This window comes from Pseudomonas brassicacearum (assembly GCF_003732225.1).
Lineage (GTDB): Bacteria > Pseudomonadota > Gammaproteobacteria > Pseudomonadales > Pseudomonadaceae > Aquipseudomonas > Aquipseudomonas brassicacearum_E.
The window spans coordinates 94,363-118,998 of the sequence record NZ_MOBJ01000012.1; the positions used below are offsets into that span (position 1 = coordinate 94,363).

The following is a 24,636-nucleotide window of genomic DNA, read 5'->3' on the forward strand; positions in this document are numbered from 1 at the left end:
TTACAAAATCCGTACGCGCAGCGAGCGGCCTTTGATCTTGCCGTCGTTCAGGCGCTGCAAGGCTTGCTTGGCGATCCCGCGTTCCACGGCGACATAGGCCTGGTAGTCGAAGATCGCGATCTTGCCGACCTGGGCGCCTGGAACACCGGCATCGCCGGTCAGTGCGCCAAGGATATCGCCCGGGCGAACCTTGTCTTTACGACCAGCGCCGATGCACAAGGTGCTCATGGCCGGTAGCAACGGAGAGCCGCCCTGGGAGGTCAGGTTGTCCAGTTGATCCCAGCTCAACGGCGACTTCTGCAGTTGCTCGATGGCTTGGGCGCGATGGGCTTCGGACGGCGCCACCAGGCTGATGGCGATGCCTTTCTCACCGGCACGACCGGTACGGCCAACGCGGTGAATGTGGATTTCCGAGTCGCGGGCCAGTTCGACGTTGACCACCATGTCCAGCGCATCGATGTCCAGACCACGGGCGGCGACGTCGGTGGCGACCAGTACCGAGGTACTGCGGTTGGCGAACATCGCCAGGACCTGGTCGCGATCACGCTGCTCCAGGTCACCGTGCAGACCAACGGCCGAGATGCCTTTGGCGGTCAGGTGGTCGACGGTTTCCTGTACTTGCTGCTTGGTGAAACAGAACGCGACCGTGGATTGCGGACGGAAATGCGCGAGGACTTTGACCACTGCGTCCATGCGCTCTTCCGGCGAGATTTCGTAGAAACGCTGCTCGATCTGCGTGTCGTCGTGGAACGCCTCGGCCTTCACTTGCTGCGGGTTGCGCATGAACTTCGACGCCAACTGCTTGATGCCCACCGGATAAGTGGCGGAGAACAGCAGGGTCTGGCGACGCTCAGGGCACTGGGCGATGATTTCTTCGATGGAATCGTAGAAACCCATGTCGAGCATGCGGTCGGCTTCGTCGAGGATCAGCGTGTTCAGGCCATGAAGCACCAGCGAACCCTTGCGCAGGTGCTGCTGGATGCGCCCCGGAGTGCCAACGATGATGTGCGCGCCGTGCTCCAGCGAGCCGATCTGCGGACCGAACGACACGCCGCCACACAGGGTCAGGACCTTGATGTTGTCTTCGGCGCGGGCCAGACGACGGATTTCCTTGGCGACCTGGTCGGCCAGCTCGCGGGTCGGGCAGATGACCAATGCCTGGCAGCCGAAGAAACGCGGATTGATCGGGTTCAGCAGGCCGATACCGAAGGCGGCGGTTTTACCGCTGCCGGTCTTGGCCTGGGCGATCAGGTCCATCCCCTTGAGGATCACCGGCAAGCTTTGCGCCTGGATCGGCGTCATCTGGGCATAACCGAGGGAGTCGAGGTTAGCCAGCATGGCGGCGGACAGCGGCAAAGTATTAAAAGCGGTGGCGATGGTGGTCACGGGACTGGCCTGCAAAACAAAATGTCGCGCAGTGTACCAGCCCCGCGCTCTCCACCTGCAAATTCTGGACGAATAGTCGTAGCAGCTGCCGAGGCACGGGTCAGTGCTCGATATCGTGCTCGCGGCTGACCATCCGTCGTCCATCCTTTGGGGACAGCTGAGAAAAAATCGTCGCGGCCAACATCGCCATGACTCCAACCGTGACAAACGTCAGCTGGAACGCGCCCAACACCGTGTCCACGCCATCATTACCAACCTCCGCCGTAAAGCCGCCGAGCAGGGCACCGGCGCAGGCAACGCCGAGACTCAGCGACAGCTGCGCGACCACTGACAGCAGGCTGTTGCCGCTGCTGGCGCTGGCGTCGTCGAGGTCGATCAGGGTCACGGTGTTCATCGCCGTGAACTGCAAGGAGTTGATCGCGCCGAGTATCGCCAGCAGCACCAGCAGCAACCAATAAGGCGTCTGCTCGCTGACCAGGCCCATGCTCGCCAGCATGATCCCCAACGCCAGCGTGTTGCCGGTGAGCACGATGCGGTAGCCCAGGCGTTCGATCAGTGGCCGGGCAATCGACTTGGCGAACATCGCCGCAGCGGCCAGCGGCAACATGCTCATCCCGGCCAGGGACGGCGAGTAGCCCAATGCAACCTGTAGCAGCAACGGCACCAGGAATGGCAGGGCGCCGCTGCCCAGACGGGCGAACAGGTTGCCGAGAATCCCCACGGCAAAGGTCCGGGTCTTGAACAGCGCCGGCGCGAACAACGGATTGTCGATATGCCCGGCCCGCAGCCAATAAGCCGCCAGGCACGCCATGCCGCCGAACAGCAGCAACATTACCCGCAAATGCGGCAGGTGCAGCTCGCCCAGACCTTCCATGGCAATGGTGATCAGCACCATCGCCGCGCCGAACAGCAGAAAACCCAAGCCATCGAAGCGCGTGCGCTCACTGCCCCGCAGGTCCGGAATGAATTTCCATACCGCGTAGCAACCGACCAACCCGACCGGCAGGTTGATCAGGAAGATCCAGTGCCAGGTCAGGTATTGCACCATCCAGCCGCCCATGGTCGGGCCGATCAGCGGCCCGAGCAGGCCGGGAATGGTGATGAAACCCATGATCCGCACCAGTTCCGAACGCGGATACGCGCGCAGCACCACCAGTCGCCCGACCGGCAGCATCAATGCGCCGCCCAGGCCCTGAATCACCCGGGCGCCGACCAGCATGCTCAAAGTGCTGGAGAGCGCACAGAGCAAGGAGCCGAGGCTGAACAACAGGATCGCGCCGAAGAAGATTTTCCGGGTGCCGAAGCGGTCGGCGATCCAGCCCGACGCCGGAATCAGCAAGGCGACGGTGAGCATGTAGGCGATGATCACGCCCTGCATGCGCAGCGGGTCTTCGGCCAGGTCGCGGGCCATGGCGGGGAGGGCGGTGTTGAGGATGGTCCCATCGAGGGACTGCATGAAAAACGCAATTGCCACCACCCAGGGGACCCAACGGGCGGTGATTGCGTCAAGAGCCGGGCGGTTGGGCATGGGACCTCTTGTGAGAGTGAGTCAGGTAGTCCGTGATGGCTTCATCGCGAGCAAGCTCGCTCCCACATGGACGGTGAATTTCCTGTGGGAGCGAGCTTGCTCGCGATGCTTTTTACAGCGTCAACGTCAGGCGGCTGACCAGCGCTCCCGGCAACAACGCTGAAGCCGTCGCCCGTTGGCTGTAGGTGCTGGCCGACAAAATCAGCTCACGCTCGCTGGTCAGTGCTTCCAGCTGCGAACCGAGCAGGCTGTAGGCGCTGTCATCAAAGCGCATGGTGCTGACGGGTGCCTGAATCTCGCCGTTCTCGACCCAGAAGGTCGCGAAACGGGTCATGCCGGTCAGGCGTGCGGCCGGCTGGTCCGAGTAGTTCAGATACCACAGGTTGCTGATGTACAAGCCGGTGCCGAGCTGCTTGAGGATTTCGGCTTCCGGCAACGCACCGGCAGCCATGTTCAAGGCGCTTGGCGACTCACCGCCGCTGGCGCCGTTGGCGGTCAGGCCGTATTCGGCGGCGCTGCGCGAGCCCACCAGCCGCTCGCCAGCCTTGCCCGCAACGATCAAGCCAAGATCGCTGCGCGGGTAGCCTTCGCCGGAAAACGCCGGGCTCAGGGAACCACTGACTTTTTCATCCAGCGAGAGCAGCGGGCTGAACGCGCTATCGCCCGCGTAGAGTTTTTGCAGCGGGCTGCTTTTGCTGGCAATCGACTGCGCAGAGAAACCACCCCAGCAGAGCATGCCGACGATTTCTTCCAGCGCTGCCGGCGCCAGATAGGCGCGGTACTGACCCGGCGCCAACGTGCGCAGTGGCCGCCCCAAAAACTCCAACTGTTGACGGGCCTGCTGGAAGCGTTTGGCGAAACCTTCGCTGTTCCAGTCGTGCCCGGCATAACTGGCTTTTACCGCTTGGCCGTTGGCGTGGAACAGGCTGAAATCGAAGTTGAAGCTGTTGGCCTGATGCCAGCCAAAGGCGCCGGACGAACTGGCGAAACCCCGGCTGATCGGCCCGGCGGCGTAGAAACCGACCAGATCGAGACCCTCGGCGGCACGAGCGATTTCGGCGATCACCTGCTCGGTGTCCGGCAACGGGTGATCCTGCACATTCTTGCTCTGCCAGCCCGTGTGGTTAAGCAGCAGATACGGATCCTGCGGCAACAACGGCAGAGTCTCGCGCAGCTGTTGCAGGCCTTCGGCCAGGCGCTGAAGGTCAACCTCGGGATCACCGGCGAGGGTGATGCTCAGGTCCGCGTGCCGACCGTCATCGATCAGTTTGAAACCCAGGCTGGCCTGCTGAACCTGGCCAGCCTGACGCACTTTGGCGTGGTTGAAGCGCACGAACGCCGACGATTCGGCGGCGTAGCTCAAGGTGAATTGCTCAGGCTCGCGCAGGGCATCTCGCAACCAGGCCACCAGTCCTTTGAATTGCTCGACCTGACTCAATACCGTCGCCATCAGGCGTCTCCCCCAAACACGTCAATGTTGCTGAATACGCAGGCCGGCGAGGCATGGCCGACGCGGATTACCTGGTTCGGTTCGCCCTTGCCGCAGTTCGGCGTGCCCAGCACCTTGAAGGTACTGACGTCGCCAACGGCACTGAGATTGCGCCAGAACTGCGCGGAAATGCCCCGGTAATTCGGGTTCTTCACCACGCCTTTGAGTTCGCCGTTTTCAATCAACTGACCCCACTCGCAGCCGAACTGGAATTTATTCCGTGCGTCGTCAATTGACCATGAGCGATTAGTCGACATCAGCACACCGTGTTCGATGCCGCTGATCAACTGCTCGAGTGGCTGGTCACCTGGCTCGATGTTGAGGTTGGCCATGCGGTCGATGGGTGGACGGTTCCAGCCGCAGGCGCGGCTGTTGGCGACGCCGTCGAGGCCTGCACGGAATTGCGACAGCGCGCCGCCCAGTGGACGGATCAGCAAGCCCTCGCGGATCAGGAATTGTTTGCTCGCAGCCGTGCCGTCGTCGTCATGGCCGTAGCTGGCGAGCTGCTCGGGAATGTCCGGGTCGAAGGTCACGTTGAGCAGTTCGGAGCCGTATTGCAGGCTGCCGAAGTCGCTGGTTTTGACGAAGCTGGTGCCGGCATAGTTGCGCTCGTCGCCGAGGATGCGGTCCAGTTCCAGCGGGTGGCCGATGGATTCGTGGATCTGCAGCATCATCTGGTCCGGCATCAGCAGCAGGTCGCGTTTGCCCTGCGGGGTGTTTGGCGCCAGCAGCAATTGCAGCGCCTGATCGGCAACGGTCGGCCCGGCACCGATCAGTCCGCAACGGCTGATCACGTCCGCGCCGCCTTGCTGGCCGAAGTTTTCGCGGCCCAGGCTGCGGGTCTGGCTGTCGTTGCCGTCGTAAGCGGTGACATCCAGCCCAGGGTAGACGAAGCGTTGCGCCTGACGCAGTTCGGCGCCGGCGCTGTTGAGGTAGATCTGCTCGACGTGCGTGATGCCGATGCTGACCTGCCAGTTCACCAGCCGCTCGTCCTTGGGCACGGCGGCGGATTCGGCGCCGAGCAGTTGGTAGCAATCGCTGAGGGACGGGAAGGGTTGTGCAAGATCCGGTGACAGGTAATCGGCGCGCTCGCTGGAAACCGGCTGCTGGCGCAGGTCGAGCAGGGCATGGGCGGCGATCGAGCGGGCCTGTTGTTCGGCGCGGTCGAGGGCGGCTTGCAGGCCTGCTGGCGACAGGTCATTGGTCGCGGCGTAGGCTTCGACGCCATTGACTCGTGCGGTCAGCATCGCGCCTTCGTCACGGCTCAGGTGCGGCGGCTCGGCAACGTTCTTGCGTACCGACAGGTACTGACCCGACTCGCGCACATAGCGCAGCGAAAAGAATTCAGCGCCCGTGCGCAGAGCAGCGAAACGCTGCTTGAGCTGGGGGTGGAAATCGAACATTGGAGAACCTCCTTGTGAGTGGCGGCGGCCTCAAGGGCCTCATCGCGAGCAAGCTCGCTCCCACAAGGATTGCGCATAACCTGTGGGAGCGAGCTTGCTCGCGATGCTTTTGGCGGTTAGACCGGGCAACCCTTGGCGCGCAGGATGGCGTCGAAACGATCCGGGTCCAGCGTTCCGGCTTCGATAGCCGCAAGCGTAGCCTTTTCCCGCGCGAGCAGGTCGTGGCAGCGCACCAACAGTTCCGGCAGTTCGCTGCGCGATGCAGCGACTACGCCGTCACCGTCGCCAATCATCAGGTCGCCGGGGGCAACCAGCATGCCGGCGCAGGAGATCGGTACGTTGATTTCGCCGCCACCGTCGGTGCTCGGGCCACGGTGCACGCCGCCGATGGCGTAGGCCGGCAGTTCACCGGTTTGCCACTCGTCGAGGTCGCGCAGGGCGCCGTTGATGACCACGCCAACGATCCCGGCCTTGAGGGCCATGGCACGCATGATGCCGCCGAATACGGCGCGGGTCAGGTCGGCACTGCCGTCGATCACCAGCACGTCGCCGGGCCGAGCCATCTGCATGGCTTTGAGAATCATCAGGTTGTCGCCGGGGCGCACGCGAACCGTCAGCGCACTGCCCAGCATCGGCGCATTGCCGTGGAAGGCTTTCAAACCCAGACCACCGACGTTGCGACCCAGGCAGTCGCTGACGGCGGCGGCGGGGATCTTGCTGAATGCCTGAAGCCACTTTGGATCGAGGGGTTCAACGTTTGGATTGATCAGGTAGCCGGTGGGCCATTTGCTCGAAGATACGACATCAAACATGAGTAAGCCTCGTGGCCAGCCAGGTGGCGGCTTGTCGATGGGGGCGGGGGGTGAAACGTTTGCGCGGTGACTAGATTAGGCCTGCGCGGGGGGTGGGATCAAGGGTGAAGCGGTGTAGGAGGGTGTAAGGCGGGGAGAGGTGTGTCGTTTGGTAGACAGCCATCGCGAGCAAGCTCGCTCCCACATTGGATTTGCGTCGAACCGCTATTCAGCATTCAACACAGATCAAGTGTGGGAGCGAGCTTGCTCGCGATGCGCCGCAGGCGCGGTGTTACTGCGCGGTAGGACCCACTTCACGCAACGGCTTGCCACGCACCGGGGCGTCGCCCGCGACGTAGTACTTGGCCTTGCTGCGTGGCAATGGCTGACGACCACGGATCTTGTCGGCGATTTTCTCGGCCATCATGATCGTGGGTGCGTTCAGGTTACCGGTGGTGATCAGCGGCATGATCGAGGCATCGACCACACGCAGACCCTGCATCCCGTGGACGCGACCCTGACCATCGACCACCGCCATTTCGTCGGTGCCCATCTTGCACGAGCAGGACGGGTGGAATGCGGTTTCGGCGTGTTCACGGATGAACTTGTCGAGTTGCTCGTCGGTTTGCACGTCGATGCCTGGGCTCAACTCGCGACCACGGAAAGCGTCGAGTGCCGGCTGCTGCATGATTTCACGGGTCAGGCGGATGCCGTCGCGGAATTCCTGCCAGTCTTGCTCGGTGGCCATGTAGTTGAACAGGATGCTCGGGTGCTGGCGCGGATCCTTGGATTTAACTTGGATGCGGCCACGGCTTGGCGAACGCATGGAGCCCATGTGCGCCTGGAAGCCGTGCTCTTTAACACCGTTGCTGCCGTTGTAGTTAATCGCTACCGGCAGGAAGTGGTACTGAATGTTCGGCCATTCGAAGTCTGGACGCGTGCGGATAAAACCGCCGGCTTCGAACTGGTTGCTGGCGCCGATACCGGTGCCGTTGAACAACCACTCGGCGCCAATGGCCGGCTGGTTGTACCAGAGCAGCGACGGGTACAGCGAAACCGGCTGGGTGCACGCGTATTGCAGGTACAGTTCCAGGTGGTCCTGCAGGTTTTCGCCGACGCCTGGCAGGTCGTGAACCACGGGGATGTCCAGGCTTTTGAGCAGCTTGGCCGGGCCGACGCCGGAGCGTTGGAGGATCTGCGGCGAAGCAATCGCGCCGCTGCACAGCAACACTTCTTTGCGTGCACGGGCTTCAACGGGCTCTTCGGCGCTGCCCACCAGGTAACGTACGCCGACCGCACGCTTGCCTTCGAACAGAATCTTGTCGGTCAGGGCGTGGGTGACGATGTTCAGGGTCGAACGCTTTTTGGCGATGTCCAGGTAGCCGCGCGCGGTGCTGGAGCGACGGCCTTTAGGCGTCACGGTACGGTCCATCGGACCGAAACCTTCCTGCTGGTAGCCGTTCAGGTCGGAGGTCGCCGGGTAACCGGCCTGCACGCCTGCTTCAACCATCGCGTGGAACAGCGGGTTGTTGCCGGCTTTAGGGGTGGTCACGCTGACCGGACCTTCGCCACCGTGGTAGTCGTTGGCGCCGATGTCACGGGTTTCCGCTTTGCGGAAATACGGCAGGCAGTCCAGGTAGGTCCAGTCTTCCAGGCCAGGGTTTTTCGCCCAGCCGTCGTAGTCCATGGCGTTACCGCGGATGTAGCACATGCCATTGATCAGCGAAGAACCGCCCAGGCCCTTGCCGCGACCGCATTCCATCCGGCGGCCGTCCATGTGTGGCTCTGGATCGGTCTCGTAGGCCCAGTTGTAGCGACGGCCTTGTAGTGGGAACGCCAGTGCCGCAGGCATTTGCGTGCGGAAGTCGAAACGGTAATCCGGACCGCCGGCTTCGAGCAGCAGGACGGTGACGCCTTCGTCTTCAGTCAGACGGGTCGCCAGGGTGTTACCGGCAGAGCCGGCCCCGATGATGATGTAGTCGTATTCCTGGGACATTGAATGCACCCTCTTTGAAGTTGGTCAGGTCATGGCGAGTGCTGCGCACTCGATCGCGAGCAAGCTCGCTCCCACATTGGAATGAGGACTCCTGTGGGAGCGAGCTTGCTCGCGATGGCGGCCTCGCGGGCGAAGCAGATGCCGCCTTAGAACACCGAGGCGTAATCGCCCAGCTCGACCTGTACCGATTTGATGCGGGTGAAGTTGTTCAGCGAGCTGATGCCGTTCTCACGGCCCACGCCCGACTGCTTGTAGCCGCCGACCGGCATCTTGGCGTCGGACTCGCCCCAGGCGTTGATCCAGCAGATACCGGCTTCCAGTTGATGAATCACGCGGTGAGCGCGGTTCAGGTCCTTGGTGACGACGCCGGCGGCCAGGCCGAACTCGGTGTCGTTGGCGCGACGGATCACTTCTTCTTCGGTTTCGTAAGTCAGGATGCTCATCACCGGGCCGAAGATTTCTTCGCGAACGATGGTCATCTCGTCGGTGCAGTCGGTGAACACGGTCGGGGCCACGAAGGCGCCTTTGGCGAATTCGCCTTCGGTCAGACGATCACCGCCGCACAGCAGGCGAGCGCCTTCTTCCTTACCTTTGGCGATGTAGCCGAGCACGCTTTCCATGTGGGCGAAGCTGACCAGTGGGCCGAAGTTGGTGTTTTCGTCTTCCGGGTTGCCGACGCGAATGCGCGCAACGCGCTCAACAATCTTGGCTTCGAAAGCGGCTTTCAGGTGGCTCGGTACGAACACGCGAGTGCCGTTGGTGCAGACCTGACCGGAGCTGTAGAAGTTGGCCATCATCGCGGTGTCGGCGGCGCGATCGAGGTCGGCGTCGTCGAAAATGATCAGTGGGGATTTGCCGCCCAGTTCCATGGTCACGTCTTTCAAGGACGAGCCGGAAGCGCTGGCCATGACCTTCTTGCCGGTGTCGGTGCCGCCGGTGAAGGAGATTTTTTCGATGCGTGGGTGCTCGGTCAGCCAGGTGCCGACTTCACGGCCGCTACCGGTCAGAACGTTGAACACGCCGGCTGGCAGGCCTGCTTCGGTGTAGATTTCAGCCAGTTTCAGGGTCGTCAGGGAAGTGACTTCGCTTGGCTTGAAGATCATCGCGTTACCGGCCGCCAGGGCTGGAGCAGACTTCCACAGAGCGATCTGGATCGGGTAGTTCCACGCGCCGATACCGGCCACGATGCCCAGTGGCTCGCGACGGGTGTAAACGAACGACGTGGTGCGCAGCGGGATTTGCTCGCCTTCGATGGCTGGCACCAGGCCTGCGTAGTATTCCAGTACGTCAGCGCCGGTGACGATGTCGACGTAGCGGGTTTCGGAGTACGCCTTGCCGGTGTCCAGGGTTTCCAGGGCGGCCAGTTCATCATTGCGCTCGCGCAGGATTTCAACGGCACGGCGCAGGATGCGCGAACGCTCCATGGCGGTCATCGCGGCCCAGATTTTCTGGCCCTTTTCGGCGCTGACGACAGCGCGTTCGACATCGGCGAAGGTTGCACGTTGCACTGTGGCGAGAACTTCACCGTTAGCCGGGTTGATGGCTTCGAAGGTGGCGTCGCCGCTGGCGTCGGAGTAACCGCCGTCGATGTAAAGTTTTTGCAGTTCGAAACGGGCCATAGAGTCCTCGCAAGTGCATAAAGTTGTTGGCGTTAACCACTGGGCGTGCCGTAAAGCCTGGGCATCGCTGATCAGTAGCCGTTCAGGGGCCGAGCGGTTATGTGTGCTCTAGCGCTCCTGCTTAGCCAGTTGGATATCCATATATTCGTAAGCGATTCGTTGCGCCTGCTCGGTGTCGAAAGCGTCTCCCGACAGCGCGCCGCGTAACCACAAACCGTCAATCAGGGCCGCCAGCCCGCGTGCTGCGCTGCGTGCCTGATCAAGCGGCAGCACTCGGCGGAACTCGCAGCACAGGTTGGAATACAGGCGGTGATCGTTGATCCGCTGCAACCTGTGTAAAGACGGTTGGTGCATGCTGGTTGCCCAGAAAGCCAACCAGGTTTTCATTGCCGGGCCATTGACCTGGCTGGCGTCGAAGTTGCCTTCGATAATCACCTGAAGATGAGCCCGCGGGCTGTTATCCCCCAGCGCCTGGCGGCGCGCGGTGACGCTCTCGCTGAGGACACTCATCAGGTACCGCATCGTGGCGGCGATCAGGCCATTCTTGTCCTGAAAATAGTGACTGATGATGCCATTCGAGACACCGGCCAAACGGGCGATCAGCGCAATGCTGGCGTCCCCCATTCCGACCTGATCGACGGCCAGCAAAGTGGCTTCGATCAACTGCTGGCGGCGGATGGGTTGCATACCGACCTTGGGCATCTTGCACATCTCCTTAGGCCTCCCGGTGGACGAAAAACGGCTACCGGATTGAAGGCCAGTCTATTTTGTTTTGATTGAACGTTCAATCAACAAAGAATAAGATCTGCGACAAATCGTCGCTGCCTACAGGTTTTTCCTACGTGTGGTTGGCGGAAAAACGACATCCGAAAATGCTCGAAACCCGCACGGGGCATGCTGCGAACCGATTGCAATGGACGTGTTGAATGGGCAAGACGCTCAGGGTCATGCGCTGCGTCATGTACGCGCGCGCGATCGTCGAGGTCGGTTTTCAACGCTGCTGCCGCGGTTTCGGGCTTTTTTCGGGGTGTCTTTATATCACCCGCAGGTCGGCTGCCAACTAACCGATTGGTCGGGTACTGCTTTGCCTTGTGTCTTTCTCTCGCACTGCCTGGAGCATCTGTGCAATGAGTTCTGCCTCTCTTATAAAGACCCCACCCGATAAGGTGACGGTCAACGGTTGGGTGTTCTACACCTCGACCGCATTGATCCTGCTGCTGACCGCCATCCTCATCGCCGCGCCGCAAGAAGCCGGGAGAATGCTGGGGATCGCTCAGGCCTGGTTGTCGCGCAGCTTCGGCTGGTACTACATGGTGGTGATTGCCGCCTATCTGGTATTCGTCGTTGGTCTGGCGTTTTCGTCCTACGGCAAGCTCAAACTGGGCAGCAAGGACGACACTCCGGACTTCAGCTATGGCGCCTGGGCCGGGATGCTGTTCTCGTCCGGTATCGGTATCTCGCTGCTGTACTTCGGTGCATCCGAACCTTTGGATCACTACTTCAACCCGCCGGAAGGCGTGGCTGGCAGCAACCTGGCAGCGCGTCAGGCGGTGCAACTGACGTTCCTGCATTGGGGTTTGCATGGCTGGGCGATCTACGCCTTGGTCGGCTTGGCCGTGGCGTACTTTGCTTACCGTCATAACCAGCCGTTGGCGCTGCGTTCGGCGCTGTATCCGCTGGTGGGCGAGCGTTGGGTCAAAGGTGCGGCCGGTCATGCGGTAGACGGCTTTGGCATGTTCGTGACCCTGCTGGGTCTGGTGACCAACCTGGGGATTGGCTCGCTGCAAGTGTCGTCGGGTCTTGAGAACCTGTTCGGCATGGAGCACAGCAACACCAACCTGCTGATCGTGATCATCGTGATGAGCACCGTGGCGACCATCGCCGCCGTGTCGGGCGTGGAAAACGGCATCCGCCGTCTGTCCAACCTGAACATCGTGCTGTTCAGCGGCCTGCTGATTTTCGTGCTGCTGTTCGGCCCGACCCTGCACCTGCTCAACGGTTTCGTGCAGAACATCGGCGACTACCTGAACGGCGTGGTGCTGAAGACCTTCGACCTGTATGTGTACGAAGCCGACAACGCAAAATCCGAGCGCTGGTTGGGCCTGTGGACCCTGTTCTACTGGGCGTGGTGGATTTCCTGGGCACCATTCGTGGGCATGTTTATCGCGCGTATTTCCCGCGGTCGTACCGTGCGTGAACTGGTGGCCGGCGTGTTGCTGATTCCGCTGGGCTTCACCTTGGCCTGGTTGTCGATCTTCGGTAACTCGGCGCTGGATCTGGTGATGAACCATGGGGCGGTGGAGCTCGGGAAGACGGCGCTGGAACAGCCGTCCATGGCAATCTACCAGCTGCTTGAGCATTACCCGGCGTCGAAAATCGTGATCGGCGTGTCGATCTTTGTCGGTTTCGTGTTGTTCCTGACTCCGGCCGACTCTGGCGCGGTGATGATGGCGAACCTGTCCTGCAAGGGCGGCAACGTCGACGAAGACGCCCCGCACTGGCTGCGGATCTTCTGGTCGGTGGTGATCACGCTGGTGACCATTGGCCTGCTGTTCGCCGGTAACTTCGAAGCCATGCAAACCATGGTGGTGCTGGCCGGTCTGCCGTTCTCGGTGGTGCTGGTGTTCTTCATGTTCGGCTTGCACAAGGCCATGCGCCAGGACGTGCAGATCGAGCAGGAACAAGCCGAACTGGCAGCGCGTGGTCGTCGTGGTTTCAGCGAGCGTTTGACTCAGCTGGATCTGCAACCGAGCCAGTCGATCGTTCAGCGTTTCATGGACAAGCACGTCAGCCCGGCGCTGGAAGATGCGGCGGCGCAATTGCGTACCCAGGGTCTGGATGTTCAGACATTGCTGGGTAAAGCCAAGCGTTGCATGGGCGTGCGAATCGAGATGGAAGAGGGCAACCCTTTTGTCTACGAAGTGAGCCTGGACGGCTATCTGGCGGCACCGAGCGAATCGCCGAACCCGGATGAAGCGCGCACGCGTTACTACCGTGCCGAGGTGTACCTGCACAACGGCAGTCAGGAGTACGACTTGATGGGCTTCACTCAGGATCAGATCACCCGTGATGTGCTCGATCAGTTTGAAAGCCATCGGCAGCTCCTGGGCCGGGTGTATAGCTAAAACCTGAGGCCTGCGGTGTTTATAGAAACACCGCAGATCCATTGTGGGAGCGAGCTTGCTCGCGATGAGGGCATAACAGTCAGCATCAATGTTGACTGACCCACCGCCATCGCGAGCAAGCTCGCTCCCACAGGTTCTGCGTACTAACAAAAACGCCGCGATCCTCGCGGCGTTTTCGTGTCTGCTGTCTTACCCCAGGTTCTTGCCGAGCAGCGCGTGGTACAGCTCGCTGTCGCCGAGAATCCCCACCACATGGTTGTTGTCGTGCAGCACCAGCTTGTTGCCGGTCTGATAACGAATCTGCAACGCGTCGCGCATGCCGATGTTCGAGTCCACCAGCGTTGGTCGACGGCCCAGGCCTTCAACTGCTTGCCCCGGTACCCAGTTCTGCAGGTCCAGGCTCGCGCCGTTCTGGCGTGCGCCCTTGATGGTGTTGCCTTCGGCCAGGTCCAGCCAGGAGTCGCCGCCCGGATCCAGGCATACGGAGCCGTTGATGCGTTTGCAGTTGTCCAGCGTGCGCATCAGGCTGCGACCGCACAGTACGTTCAGCGGATTGGTGTGCGCCACGAAGGTCCGCACATAGTCATCGGCCGGGTTGAGGACAATTTCTTCCGGCTTGCTGTACTGGATGATCCGGCCGTCTTTCATGATCGCGATACGGCTGCCAAGCTTCAGCGCTTCATCGAGGTCGTGGCTCACAAACACGATGGTCTTGTGCAGCTTGCGTTGCAGTTCCAGCAGTTCGTCTTGCAGGCCTTGGCGAATCAACGGGTCGAGGGCCGAGAAGGGTTCGTCCATCAGCAGAATGTCGGCGTCCATTGCCAGCGCGCGGGCCAGACCCACACGTTGCTGCATGCCGCCAGAGAGTTCGTCGGGTTTCTTGTTACGCCATTGGGACAGGCCGACCAGTTCGAGCTTCTCGTCGACTAGTTTGTGGCGTTCCTTCTCGGGACGACCCTGCATTTCGAGGCCGAAGCTGATGTTCTCGCGCACCGTCAGCCAAGGCATCAGGGCGAACTTCTGGAACACCATGGCGATGCGCTTGGTACGCATCATTTTCAGTTCTGCCGGGGTGCAAGAGGCGATGTCAATCTGCCGGCCTTCATGCTCGACGAACAGCTTGCCACGGCTGACCGTGTTCAAGCCGTTGATGCAGCGCAGCAGGCTGGATTTGCCGGAGCCGGAAAGGCCCATCAGTACACAGATTTCGCCTTTCTCGATGTCCAGGCTGGCTTTTTCAACACCAACGATTTGCCCGGTTTTTTTCAGGATCTGGTCACGGGTCATGCCCTGGTCGAGCAGTTTCAGGGCTTCACGCGGGTCCTTGGAGAAGACCACGTCGACCTGATCGAAGCGGATTATGCTCATGCGTCACCCCCTACTTTTGCGTCGGGTTGTTTGCAGATACGGTCGAGCATGATCGCCAGCAGTACGATCGCCAGCCCGGCTTCGAAGCCCAGGGCGATATCAGCAGTGTTCAGTGCGTTGACCACGGGTTTGCCCAGGCCATCGGCGCCCACCAGTGCCGCGATCACCACCATCGACAACGACAGCATGATGCACTGGGTGATACCGGCTGCGATGCTCGGCATCGCGTGGGGCAGTTCAATACGCGAGAGCAGCTGGCGGCGCGAGCAGCCAAAGGCCTTGCCGGCGTCCATCAGTTCTTGCGGCACATCGCGGATGCCCAGGTAGGTCAGACGGATAGGCGCGGCAATCGCAAACACTACCGTTGAAATCAGACCCGGGACCACACCCAGACCGAACAGGGTCAGGGTAGGAATGAGGTACACGAACGTCGGTACGGTCTGCATCAGATCGAGCACCGGACGCATCAGCGTGTAGAACATCGGTTTGTGCGCGGCGACGATGCCCAACGGCACGCCTATTATCACGCAGACGAAGGTGGCGAATAGCACCTGGGCGAGGGTTTCCATGGTTTCCTGCCAGTAACCCAGGTTGAGGATCAGCAGGAAGGAGGCGATGACGAAAGCGGTCAGGCCCCATTTGCGTTGAATGAAGTGGGCTAGCAAGGCGATCAATCCGATCAGTGCCAGCGGGTTGAACCAGGTCAGCGCAAACGTCACGCCGTGGATCATCGTTTCCAGTGTCGTGGCGATCGCATCGAATGTGCTGGCGCCGTGTTTCGTCAGCCATTCTACGAAGGCAGCGATGTACTGGCCTAAAGGGATTTTCTGATCAATCAGCATGGTAGTGAACGTCCGCATGCAAGGAAAAAAACAGCCCGGGCGAGCGAACTCGCCCGGCATCAACAATTACTGTGCAAGCTTGGCTTTCACGGCTTCCAGGCCTGGTTTACCGTCAATGGTGGTCACGCCAGCGAGCCAGGTATCAAGTACCTTTGGATTCTTTTTCAGCCAGGCCTTGGCGGCCGCTTCAGGCTTCATCTTGTCGTCCAGGATGTTGCCCATCAGCGAGCTTTCCATGTCGACGGTGAACTCCAGATTCTTCAGCAACTGGCCAACGTTGCTGCATTCCTGGGTGTAGCCCTTGCGGGTGTTGGTCAGGACGGTTGCCGCACCGAAATCCGGGCCGAAATAATCGTCGCCACCGGTGAGGTACTGGATCTTGAAGCGCTTGTTCATCGGGTGCGGTGCCCAGCCCAGGAACACCACTGCGGTATCACGCTTCTGAGCACGGTCGACTTGCGAGAGCATGCCGGCCTCACTGGACTCAACCACCTTGAAACCGGCGTCTTTGAGACCGAAGGCGTTCTTGTCGATCATACTCTGGATCAGGCGGTTGCCATCGTTACCCGGCTCGATGCCATAGATTTTGCCGTCGAGTTCTTTCTTGAATTTGGTTATATCGGCGAAGTCATGCAGACCTTTGTCGTAAAGCGCTTGTGGCACCGCCAGGGTGTACTTGGCGCCTTTGAGGTTGGTGCGCACGGTTTCCACGGTGCCCGCATCGCGGTAGGCCTTGATGTCGTTTTCCATGGTCGGCATCCAGTTGCCGAGGAACACGTCCATGTTCTTGCCGTCGGCCAGGGACTTGTAGGTCACCGGCACGGAAATCATGGTGGTCTTGGTCTTGTAGCCCAACGCGTCGAGCACGACGCTGGTGGTCGCCGTTGTAGCGGTGATGTCGGTCCAGCCGACATCGGAGAAGTTTACGGTGCTGCACTGTGCCGGTTCTGTGGCGTGAGCCAGAAGCGGCAGACTCAGCATGGCGGCCAACAACAACGACGGGGAACCTATTTTCATGGGTGGACTCCTGAGTGTTTTTTTGGGCGGTGTTCTGACCGCACTTATGTGTGTTGCGGTTGGTCGGCGTGTGAAGACTGCTCTACCACGGCGCCGTGCAATCGAGTCGAGACTGATCATGGACCAGTGAAATTCTGACGCCTACAGGGTGCGTCGTATCCAGTACAGGGATGGTCGCATCCAGTGTCGGTGAGGTCGTTTACAGCTTTATTCAGCGCTTTTTAGTCCTCTGAACCGTAAAAAAACGGCCAAAACGTGCCGTCTGCGGCCGGCGGCGTTGGTGGGCATGGGTACGTCGGTGTGAGACGTCGAGCGACATCGCAAAAGCCTGATGATGCGGTCAGATCAAAGGGTTGCCGCTTGAGCGTAGCAGCTCCGCCACCGGGCGTTTTGGCGTCTGGAATATGCTCACCGAGGAGTCTCGCACGTCATGGCTATCAGTGTTTTCGACCTGTTCAAAATCGGCATTGGCCCCTCTAGCTCGCACACCGTCGGGCCGATGCGCGCCGCGGCGTTGTTCGTCGAAGCGCTACGCGAGAAGGTGCTGCTGGAACAGGTGCACCGGATCGAAGTCCAGCTGTTCGGTTCGTTGTCGGCCACTGGTATCGGTCACGGCAGCGACAACGCGGTGATCATGGGTCTGATGGGCGAATGGCCGGACGCGATCGACCCGTCGCAAATCGGCGTTCGCATCGACACCTTGCGTGAAACCCACACGCTGTTGCTCGACGGTCGCTTGCCGGTGCCCTTCATCTGGGCGCGTGACATGCGCCTGATCGATGAGAACCTGCCATTCCATCCCAATGCGATGACCCTGGTGGCTGAAGGTGAGCACGGTGAGCTGCATCGCGACACCTACTATTCAGTCGGCGGCGGTTTTGTCGTTGACGAGGCACAGGCCTCAAGCGGCGTGGTCGATCTGGACCGCACCGTGTTGCCTTACGATTTTTCCAGCGCGGCGGAGCTGCTTGCCCTGTGCCAGAAACACAAACTGCGTGTCGCCGAGTTGATGATGGCGAACGAGAAGGTCTGGCGTTCGGAAGAAGAAATCCGCGGCGGTCTGATGAAACTCTGGCGTGCCATGCAGGATTGCGTCGAGCAGGGCCTCAAGCACGAAGGCATCCTGCCTGGTGGTCTGAACGTTCGCCGTCGCGCCGCCAAGTTGCATCGCAGCCTGCAAGAGTTGAACAAGCCTAACGTGATCGGCTCGACCTTGAGTGCCATGGAGTGGGTCAACCTGTTCGCCCTCGCGGTCAACGAAGAAAACGCGGCCGGCGGGCGGATGGTTACGGCACCGACCAACGGCGCGGCCGGGATCATTCCGGCGGTGTTGCACTACTTTATGAAATTCAGTGAGGTGGTGACGGACGCCAATGTCGTCGACTATTTCCTCGGTGCGGCGGCGGTCGGGATTCTGTGTAAAAAGAACGCCTCGATTTCCGGCGCCGAAGTCGGCTGCCAGGGCGAAGTCGGTTCGGCCTGCGCCATGGCGGCGGCCGGGTTGGCGGAGATTCTTGGCGCGACGCCGGAGCAGCTGTGCAACGCGGCGGAAATCGGTCTGGAGCACAACCTCGGCCTGACGTGCGACCCGGTTGGCGGGCTGGTGCAGGTGCCATGCATCGAGCGCAACGCCATCGCCGCGGTGAAGGCTATCAATGCGGCGCAAATGGCCTTGCGCGGTGACGGCCAGCACTTCATTTCGCTGGACCGGGTGATCCGCACCATGCGCGATACCGGGGCCGACATGCATGACAAATATAAAGAGACATCGCGCGGCGGGTTGGCGGTCAGCGCGGTTGAGTGCTGACACCGAGTAGACCTCATCGCGAGCAAGCTCGCTCCCACACTGGTTCTGCGTCGTTCACAAATCCAATGTGGGAGCGAGCTTGCTCGCGATAGCGTTTGACCAGTCAAATCTGCGCGCTAAGTGAACACCGGTCCAAATAAGCGCCACCTTTTAGCGCGTCGCAATCAGGCAACAAATACCCCCGACGGTCGGACGTCATTCAGGGCTTCGACCGCTCGTCACCTGTGCCTGGGGTGACACTCTTTCCCGGCACTTTTGATGCGCTTCCCAAAAGTGCTACCGATTTGCTCACACCCCGCGGGGCAGGGCGCCTGCCCGCCAGATAACCCTGACTCATCGACTGAGCTCTGCAGACACATATAGACACATCGCGACGTCGTTTTCAGGAGTTATTGAATGCGCATTCAATTTTAGGCATGGCAATTGCTCTGTCATAACAAAGCCCCGTCTCACGCAAGAGAACGATGGCCATAACAAGAGCCTCCGCCTGAGGCCATCACCCGCTTTGTGTGAGGAGATACCGCGATGACGTCGTTCAACTCCGGGGCTCAACCCCAGAACCGTGCGCCTCAATCCATCGGCTTTTTGCTGCTGGACAATTTCACGCTGATTTCTCTGGCCTCCGCAGTAGAACCCCTGCGCATGGCCAACCAATTGTCCGGTCGCGAGCTGTATCGCTGGAGCACCCTCACCGTCGATGGCGGCCAGGTCTGGGCCAGTGACGGCCTGCAAATCACCCCCGACGCCTCCATGCACAAAGCCCCGCCCCTGGACACCGTGATTGTCTGCGGCGGCATCGGCATTCAACGCACGGTTACCCGTGAACACGTGTCGTGGCTGCAAAGCCAGGCCCGTCAGTCGCGTCGTCTCGGCGCCGTCTGCACCGGCAGCTGGGCCTTGGCCTGCGCAGGTCTGCTGGACGGTTTCGATTGCAGCGTGCACTGGGAGTGTCTGGCCTCGATGCAGGAAGCCTTCCCGCGTGTGGCCATGAGCACTCGCCTGTTCACCCTTGACCGTAACCGTTTCACCAGCTCCGGCGGCACCGCGCCATTGGACATGATGCTGCACCTGATCAGCCGCGATCATGGCCGTGAACTGTCGGCGGCGATTTCGGAAATGTTTGTCTACGAGCGCATTCGTAACGAACAGGATCACCAGCGCGTGCCGCTCAAACACATGCTGGGCACCAATCAGCCGAAGTTGCAGGAAATCGTCGCGCTGATGGAAGCCAATCTTGAAGAGCCGATCGACCTCGATGAACTGGCGGTGTATGTCGCCGTGTCACGTCGTCAGCTGGAGCGGCTGTTCCAGAAATACCTGCACTGCTCGCCGTCGCGTTACTACCTCAAGCTGCGCCTGATTCGTGCCCGGCAATTGCTCAAGCAAACGCCGATGTCGATCATCGAAGTGGCCTCGGTTTGCGGCTTCGTGTCGACCCCGCACTTCTCCAAGTGCTACCGCGAATACTTCGGCATTCCACCGCGTGACGAACGTGTCGGCTCCAACACCACCCAACAGGTGGCAATGATGCCGATCCCGCAGGCCCTGGTGCTGGCACCGTTGTCCGGGCCGATGTCGGCGTTGAGTCAGGCGCGTAACGAGTCGACATTTGCCAGTGTAAGGCTCTAAACCGCAGCGCCTTCATCGCGAGCAAGCTCGCTCCCACATTGGTTTTGTGTCGTTCACAGAACCAGTGTGGGAGCGAGCTTGCTCCGGGCGGCGTTCCGACGATGGGATCTATCAGGCGCTACGGCTCTGCTGGTATTGCGCCAATGCTGGCAGCAGTTGCTTGTCTATCGCCTGGCGCACAGCAGGCAGAATCGTCGCGCTGCTGGTGTACATCTGCTTGACCATGGTCCTCAGGGTCGAGGCTCGCACATCGTTCAAACCGCGTACCGCGCATTCACAGGCCTGCTCTGCAGTGGCCCCACTCGGAACTTCAAATCCAAGCGCCTTGAGCTGGCCCAACAGGTCTTCCTGGTCAATCAAATCAGCGTGCATCATGACGCAATCCTTCTTCAGGGAACGGTGTCGTGGCTCGATTCTGGTGGGGGTGATGGGTGGGGGCAAGGACGATTTGTCGCAATGGCCGCTATACCTATGAACAGGTCGTTTTCGGCTAACTTGCGGGAGAGAGGAGTGGGCACACTGGATTCAGCTGGCTTCACGAAGGTTTGGTCACCCTCGCGCAACAGCTCCTCAACAGTAAATTCTGCCTCGATCCTGTCACGGCTTGATCGGGGCTTTTTTTTTGTCTGTGAGTCAGGTCGGGTTCTATTGCCTGGTCGGACGCCATCGCGAGCAAGCTCGCTCCCACAGGTTTCCGTGTCGTTCACAGATCCCATGTGGGAGCGAGCTTGCTCGCGAAGAACGATGACGCGGTCTAGCGTTGCAACACCAAAATGCGCGACAACAATTCATCGCGATCGATGTAGCAGCCCTGGAAATGCCGGGCGCCGCTGGTGGGGTCGAAAGCGTTACGGGCGTGCAGGGTTCGGCGGTTATCGAAGCACCACATTTCACCGGGGTTGAGGCGGGTGATGAGCCGAAAACGCGCTTCGCGGGTCATGGCGATAAACCGTCGATAGGCCCGATACAACTTGGGCATCTGCTCGACCGACGCATCGAACGGCCCCCGCAGAAAGTTCGCCATGCGGATTTCCGACACTTGCCCCAGCGTATCGAGGGCGATGATCGGTGCCAGGCAACGATAGTCGCTGTGGCGGTCCTTGTTGCGAAACTCCACAGGGATTTCGCACAGCGCCCGGAAGGCTTCGGGGTCTTCCTGGCGCAAGGCGTCGGCAATCGCAAAACCGTCGACAAAAATACTCTCGCCACCGTCCGCGTCGTTGACCAGGCAATGCAGAAATTGCAGCCCCGGTTGCAACTCGCGCGTCGGCAGATCGCTGTGCAGCGGCAGGTTGAATGCGGTGTAAGCATTGCTGTCGGCGTCGGCCTTGGATTGCACGTTGAACAGCACGCCAAAATTGCTCTCGCGGATGAACGAAATCCGCTTGGCGATGTGCGTCAGCGAGCCGGGTTCGGTGGGGACGCCGCGCACTTGGGTCAGGCCGATATCGCGCAGCGCCAAAAGCCATTGCAGCAGGGCCTTGGGGTCGTCCATCACGGCTTGATACTCGAACACCGGCAGCTTCAGTTGGCTGTTCCACAGCCGGCTTTTCGGTTTACCGGCGCTGCGCTCGGCCCGGGATTCATCGTCATAGGCGTGAGCGCGCAACCAGCCAGGATCGAAGCGGCTGGTATGACCGTCCTGCCAATCGATAGACAGACAGCCATCGGCATCGACCTGGGCGATGGCGGGGCACAGATCTTCAGCGACATCGACGATTTCCAGCACCTGTTCGCGGGTCACGGTATACACGCAAACCGGGCACGGACAGTTGTCGCGCAACCATTGATGGTGAAAGGGGCTGACCCGGCCATCGGCCCAGGTCACCAGCACCTGGTCCGCCAGGGTTTGTACGGTGGTCAATGCGCTGATTAGCGGGTAACTGCGGAAGTCGGCAACAGCGGCGGCGGTGTTCATGCGAGCTCCTTGTTTTGATTGTTATTTTTCCGGCGGGAGGGCGATCACTCGGCCGATGTAGGCCGGTGTGGGCAGGTCCGATTGCAGTGCGGTCATGGCCAGCAGTTTGTTCAGTACTGGTTCGCTGAATGGTGCCGAACGCGGTCCTGCGAGATCGACGTGCAGCAGCATTTGCTCGTTGCCCGCCAACTCTTTTTCACCGCCCACCAGGTGCAGGCTGTGGTAGAGGTGCAGGCGTTTGCGGTCGTGACCAATGATCTGGGTATGCACCTCGACCTCAGCGCCGAGCTTCACTTCGTGCAGGTAGTTGAGGTGCAGTTCGAGGGTGAACAACGAGTTGCCGCTGGCTTCGCGGTTGTTGCTGTCCATGCCCAGTTGATCCATCAGCGCATCGGTAGCGTAGCTGAAGATCAGCAGGTAAAACGCATCGCGCAGATGGCCGTTGTAGTCGACCCAGTCGGGGATGATTTTGGTTTGATAGGTGGTGAGGGTTGGCATGATGTGTGTTCCGACGTTGGTGGTGACTGGACTGACGCTATCGCGAGCAAGCTCGCTCCCACATTTAACCGCATGCCTCTGATAGAACGCGGTCACCTGTGGGAGCGAGCTTGCTCGCGATGGGGGCGGACCTGCTGGCGAGTTATTCGCTAAAGGTCATGCCGTGTTTGGCCTTGGTGGTCTTCACCGCCTCCAGCACCGCCAGCAGGCAATCATCACGATAGCGTTCCAGCGCCGAAATGCTGTGTTTGCCCAGTTGATCGCTGGTGCCGTCGACCACGTCGTCGATCAGTTTGTCGGTCAGCTCCGGGGCTGGCAGGTAAGTCCACGGCAATTGCAGCGCTGGACCGAACTGCGCCATGAAGTGCCGCATACCGGCATCGCCACCGGCCAGGGTGTAGGTCAGGAAAGTGCCCATGAACGACCAGCGCAGCCCGGCGCCAAAACGAATTGCATCGTCGATTTCGCCAGTGGTCGCCACGCCGTCGTTGACCAGGTGCAGCGCCTCGCGCCACAGCGCTTCGAGCAGACGGTCGGCGATAAACCCCGGCACTTCCTTGCGCACATGCAGAGGGCGCATGCCCAGCGATTCGTAGACCTTCATCGCTGCCTGTACGGCTTCTGGTGCGGTGTTCTTGCCGCCGACCACTTCCACCAAGGGCAGCAGGTAAACCGGGTTGAACGGATGGCCGACCACGCAACGTTCCGGGTGGGTCGAACCCTCGTAGAACTCGCTCGGCAACAGCCCCGAGGTGCTGGAGCCGATCAGTGCGTTGGGCTTGGCCGCCGCGCTGATTTTGCTGTGCAGTTCGAGCTTCAGTTCAAGGCGTTCCGGGGCGCTTTCCTGAATGAAGTCGGCATCGCGCACGCACTCTTCGATGGTCGCGACAAAGCGCAGACGATCCTGCGAAGCGCCAGGTGCCAGGCCTTGTTTCTCCAGCGCGCCCCATGCATTGGCGACGCGTTTGCGCAGAGCGGCTTCGGCACCGGGTGCCGGGTCCCAGGCCACCACATCAAGGCCATGGGCGAGGGCGCGGGATACCCAACCGCTGCCGATGACACCACTGCCCAGCGCGGCGAATGTTTTGATTTCGGTGATAAAGCTCATGGTGACGTCCTAATGAAAGTCGGTGATCTAATGTGGGAGCGAGCTTGCTCGCGATGGCGTCGGTACATCCAAAGCATCTTCTGCGGCTGGAATACCGTCATCGCGAGCAAGCTCGCTCCCACAGGGGATAGGTGTGGTTTGGTTTAACCGCGCTTGGTCAGGCCCATCTTCGCCCGGCCTTCGGCTGGGGTCAGAACGCGGGCGCCGAGGCGGCTGAGGATTTCGCTGGCGCGTTCGACCAGCTGGCCGTTGGTCGCCAGCACGCCGCGATCCAGCCAGATGTTGTCTTCGAGCCCGACCCGCACGTTGCCGCCCAGCAGCACCGCTTGGGCTGCCATCGGCATTTGCATGCGGCCGATACCGAAGCCGGCCCAGACCGCATTGGCCGGCAGGTTGTCGACCATGGCTTTCATGGTGGTGGTGTCAGCGGGTGCGCCCCATGGGATGCCCAGGCACAGCTGGAACAGCGGGTCGTCGAGCAGGCCTTCCTTGATCAGCTGTTTGGCGAACCACAGGTGACCGGTGTCGAAGATTTCCAGCTCGGCTTTCACGCCCAGCTCTTGAATGCGTTTGGCGCCAGCACGCAGTTGCGCCGGGGTGGAGACGTAAATGGTGTCCCCGTGGCCGAAGTTCAGGGTGCCGCAATCGAGTGTGCAGATTTCCGGCAGCAGCTCTTCGACGTGAGCCAGACGGGTCAGCGGGCCGACCAGGTCAGTGTTCGGGCCGAACTCCATCGGGTTCTCGCCAGCGCCGATTTCCAGGTCGCCGCCCATGCCGGCAGTCAGGTTGACGATGATGTCGACGTCCGCTTCGCGAATGCGCTCCATCACTTCGCGGTACAGCGCCACGTCACGGCTGAACTTGCCGGTTTCTGGGTTGCGCACATGGCAGTGGACCACGGTGGCCCCGGCTTTGGCGGCTTCTACCGCGGCGGCGGCGATCTGTTTTGGGGTGACCGGCACGTGTGGGCTCTTGGCGGTCGTGTCGCCAGCACCGGTGAGTGCGCAGGTGATGATGACGTCGTGGTTCATGGTGCGATTTCCTTCAGGCATGATTTTTTGGCGTAGCGGGCCCGCTCGCAGCCGAAACCGGCTGCGAAGAGGGGTTCATTT

Annotated in this window: 19 protein-coding genes; 3 read left to right on the forward strand and 16 right to left on the reverse strand. The window is 60.8% G+C overall.

Going from position 1 to position 24,636, the window contains the following annotated elements; all coding sequences use genetic code 11:
• From dbpA to betI, 8 genes are all read right to left on the reverse strand, one after another.
• Nucleotides 1-1,338 (reverse strand): ATP-dependent RNA helicase DbpA, encoded by a 1,338-nt coding sequence (dbpA, locus tag BK659_RS18825; RefSeq protein ID WP_259740280.1) that lies wholly within the window; start codon nt 1,336-1,338, stop codon nt 1-3.
• 148 nt (nt 1,339-1,486) lie between these two features.
• Nucleotides 1,487-2,914 carry a multidrug transporter subunit MdtD gene (gene mdtD, locus BK659_RS18830; protein ID WP_123426486.1) on the reverse strand — a complete coding sequence of 476 codons (1,428 nt, stop codon included), beginning with the start codon at nt 2,912-2,914 and terminating at the stop codon, nt 1,487-1,489.
• Between the two features lie 112 nt (nt 2,915-3,026).
• A complete protein-coding gene (locus BK659_RS18835) occupies nt 3,027-4,364 on the reverse strand; it encodes a TldD/PmbA family protein (RefSeq protein WP_123426487.1) in 1,338 nt (445 codons plus the stop codon).
• A complete protein-coding gene (locus BK659_RS18840; protein ID WP_123426488.1) occupies nt 4,364-5,806 on the reverse strand; it encodes a TldD/PmbA family protein in 1,443 nt (480 codons plus the stop codon). Before BK659_RS18840 ends, BK659_RS18835 begins: the two co-directional genes overlap by 1 nt.
• A 116-nt stretch (nt 5,807-5,922) precedes the next feature.
• Nucleotides 5,923-6,618, reverse strand: coding sequence for an RraA family protein (locus tag BK659_RS18845; RefSeq protein WP_071552994.1), 696 nt, complete (start codon nt 6,616-6,618; stop codon nt 5,923-5,925).
• A gap of 271 nt (nt 6,619-6,889) precedes the next feature.
• Nucleotides 6,890-8,593, reverse strand: a complete 1,704-nt coding sequence (gene betA, locus BK659_RS18850; protein ID WP_123426489.1) for a choline dehydrogenase — start codon at nt 8,591-8,593, stop codon at nt 6,890-6,892.
• 146 nt (nt 8,594-8,739) lie between these two features.
• Complete coding sequence (gene betB / locus BK659_RS18855) at nt 8,740-10,212, reverse strand: betaine-aldehyde dehydrogenase (protein ID WP_123426490.1); 1,473 nt, start codon at nt 10,210-10,212, stop codon at nt 8,740-8,742.
• A gap of 108 nt (nt 10,213-10,320) precedes the next feature.
• A complete protein-coding gene (betI, locus tag BK659_RS18860; protein ID WP_123426491.1) occupies nt 10,321-10,914 on the reverse strand; it encodes a transcriptional regulator BetI in 594 nt (197 codons plus the stop codon).
• A 482-nt stretch (nt 10,915-11,396) separates the two neighbouring features.
• Here betI and BK659_RS18865 point away from each other — a divergent pair, with 482 nt between their 5' ends.
• Nucleotides 11,397-13,337 carry a BCCT family transporter gene (locus BK659_RS18865; RefSeq protein ID WP_259740050.1) on the forward strand — a complete coding sequence of 647 codons (1,941 nt, stop codon included), beginning with the start codon at nt 11,397-11,399 and terminating at the stop codon, nt 13,335-13,337.
• A gap of 189 nt (nt 13,338-13,526) precedes the next feature.
• Here the strand turns inward: BK659_RS18865 and choV are convergent, their stop codons facing one another.
• The 3 genes from choV to BK659_RS18880 all read right to left on the reverse strand — a co-directional run bounded on the left by choV (nt 13,527) and on the right by BK659_RS18880 (nt 16,564).
• Nucleotides 13,527-14,705 (reverse strand): choline ABC transporter ATP-binding protein, encoded by a 1,179-nt coding sequence (choV, locus tag BK659_RS18870; RefSeq protein ID WP_123426493.1) that lies wholly within the window; start codon nt 14,703-14,705, stop codon nt 13,527-13,529.
• Nucleotides 14,702-15,547, reverse strand: a complete 846-nt coding sequence (gene choW, locus BK659_RS18875; protein ID WP_123426562.1) for a choline ABC transporter permease subunit — start codon at nt 15,545-15,547, stop codon at nt 14,702-14,704. The genes choV and choW overlap by 4 nt, the downstream gene beginning before the upstream one ends.
• A 66-nt stretch (nt 15,548-15,613) precedes the next feature.
• Nucleotides 15,614-16,564, reverse strand: a complete 951-nt coding sequence (locus BK659_RS18880) for a choline ABC transporter substrate-binding protein (protein ID WP_123426494.1) — start codon at nt 16,562-16,564, stop codon at nt 15,614-15,616.
• Between the two features lie 430 nt (nt 16,565-16,994).
• On the opposite strand from BK659_RS18880, the gene BK659_RS18885 reads away from it, so the two are divergent.
• Nucleotides 16,995-18,371, forward strand: a complete 1,377-nt coding sequence (locus BK659_RS18885) for an L-serine ammonia-lyase (RefSeq protein WP_123426495.1) — start codon at nt 16,995-16,997, stop codon at nt 18,369-18,371.
• A gap of 525 nt (nt 18,372-18,896) precedes the next feature.
• Nucleotides 18,897-20,000, forward strand: a complete 1,104-nt coding sequence (gene gbdR, locus BK659_RS18890) for a choline metabolism transcriptional regulator GbdR (protein ID WP_054594388.1) — start codon at nt 18,897-18,899, stop codon at nt 19,998-20,000.
• Between the two features lie 111 nt (nt 20,001-20,111).
• On the opposite strand, the gene BK659_RS18895 is transcribed toward gbdR, so the two are convergent.
• From BK659_RS18895 to cdhC, 5 genes are all read right to left on the reverse strand, one after another.
• Nucleotides 20,112-20,375 carry a hypothetical protein gene (locus BK659_RS18895; protein WP_123426496.1) on the reverse strand — a complete coding sequence of 88 codons (264 nt, stop codon included), beginning with the start codon at nt 20,373-20,375 and terminating at the stop codon, nt 20,112-20,114.
• A 379-nt stretch (nt 20,376-20,754) separates the two neighbouring features.
• Nucleotides 20,755-21,918 carry a gamma-butyrobetaine dioxygenase gene (locus BK659_RS18900; protein ID WP_123426497.1) on the reverse strand — a complete coding sequence of 388 codons (1,164 nt, stop codon included), beginning with the start codon at nt 21,916-21,918 and terminating at the stop codon, nt 20,755-20,757.
• A gap of 21 nt (nt 21,919-21,939) precedes the next feature.
• Nucleotides 21,940-22,416, reverse strand: a complete 477-nt coding sequence (locus BK659_RS18905) for a thioesterase family protein (protein ID WP_123426498.1) — start codon at nt 22,414-22,416, stop codon at nt 21,940-21,942.
• A 142-nt stretch (nt 22,417-22,558) separates the two neighbouring features.
• Nucleotides 22,559-23,524 (reverse strand): L-carnitine dehydrogenase, encoded by a 966-nt coding sequence (locus BK659_RS18910; RefSeq protein ID WP_103320268.1) that lies wholly within the window; start codon nt 23,522-23,524, stop codon nt 22,559-22,561.
• Nucleotides 23,525-23,667: 143 nt separating this feature from the next.
• Nucleotides 23,668-24,555, reverse strand: coding sequence for a 3-dehydrocarnitine:acetyl-CoA trimethylamine transferase CdhC (gene cdhC / locus BK659_RS18915; RefSeq protein WP_123426499.1), 888 nt, complete (start codon nt 24,553-24,555; stop codon nt 23,668-23,670).
• Between the last annotated feature and the right edge of the window lie 81 nt (nt 24,556-24,636).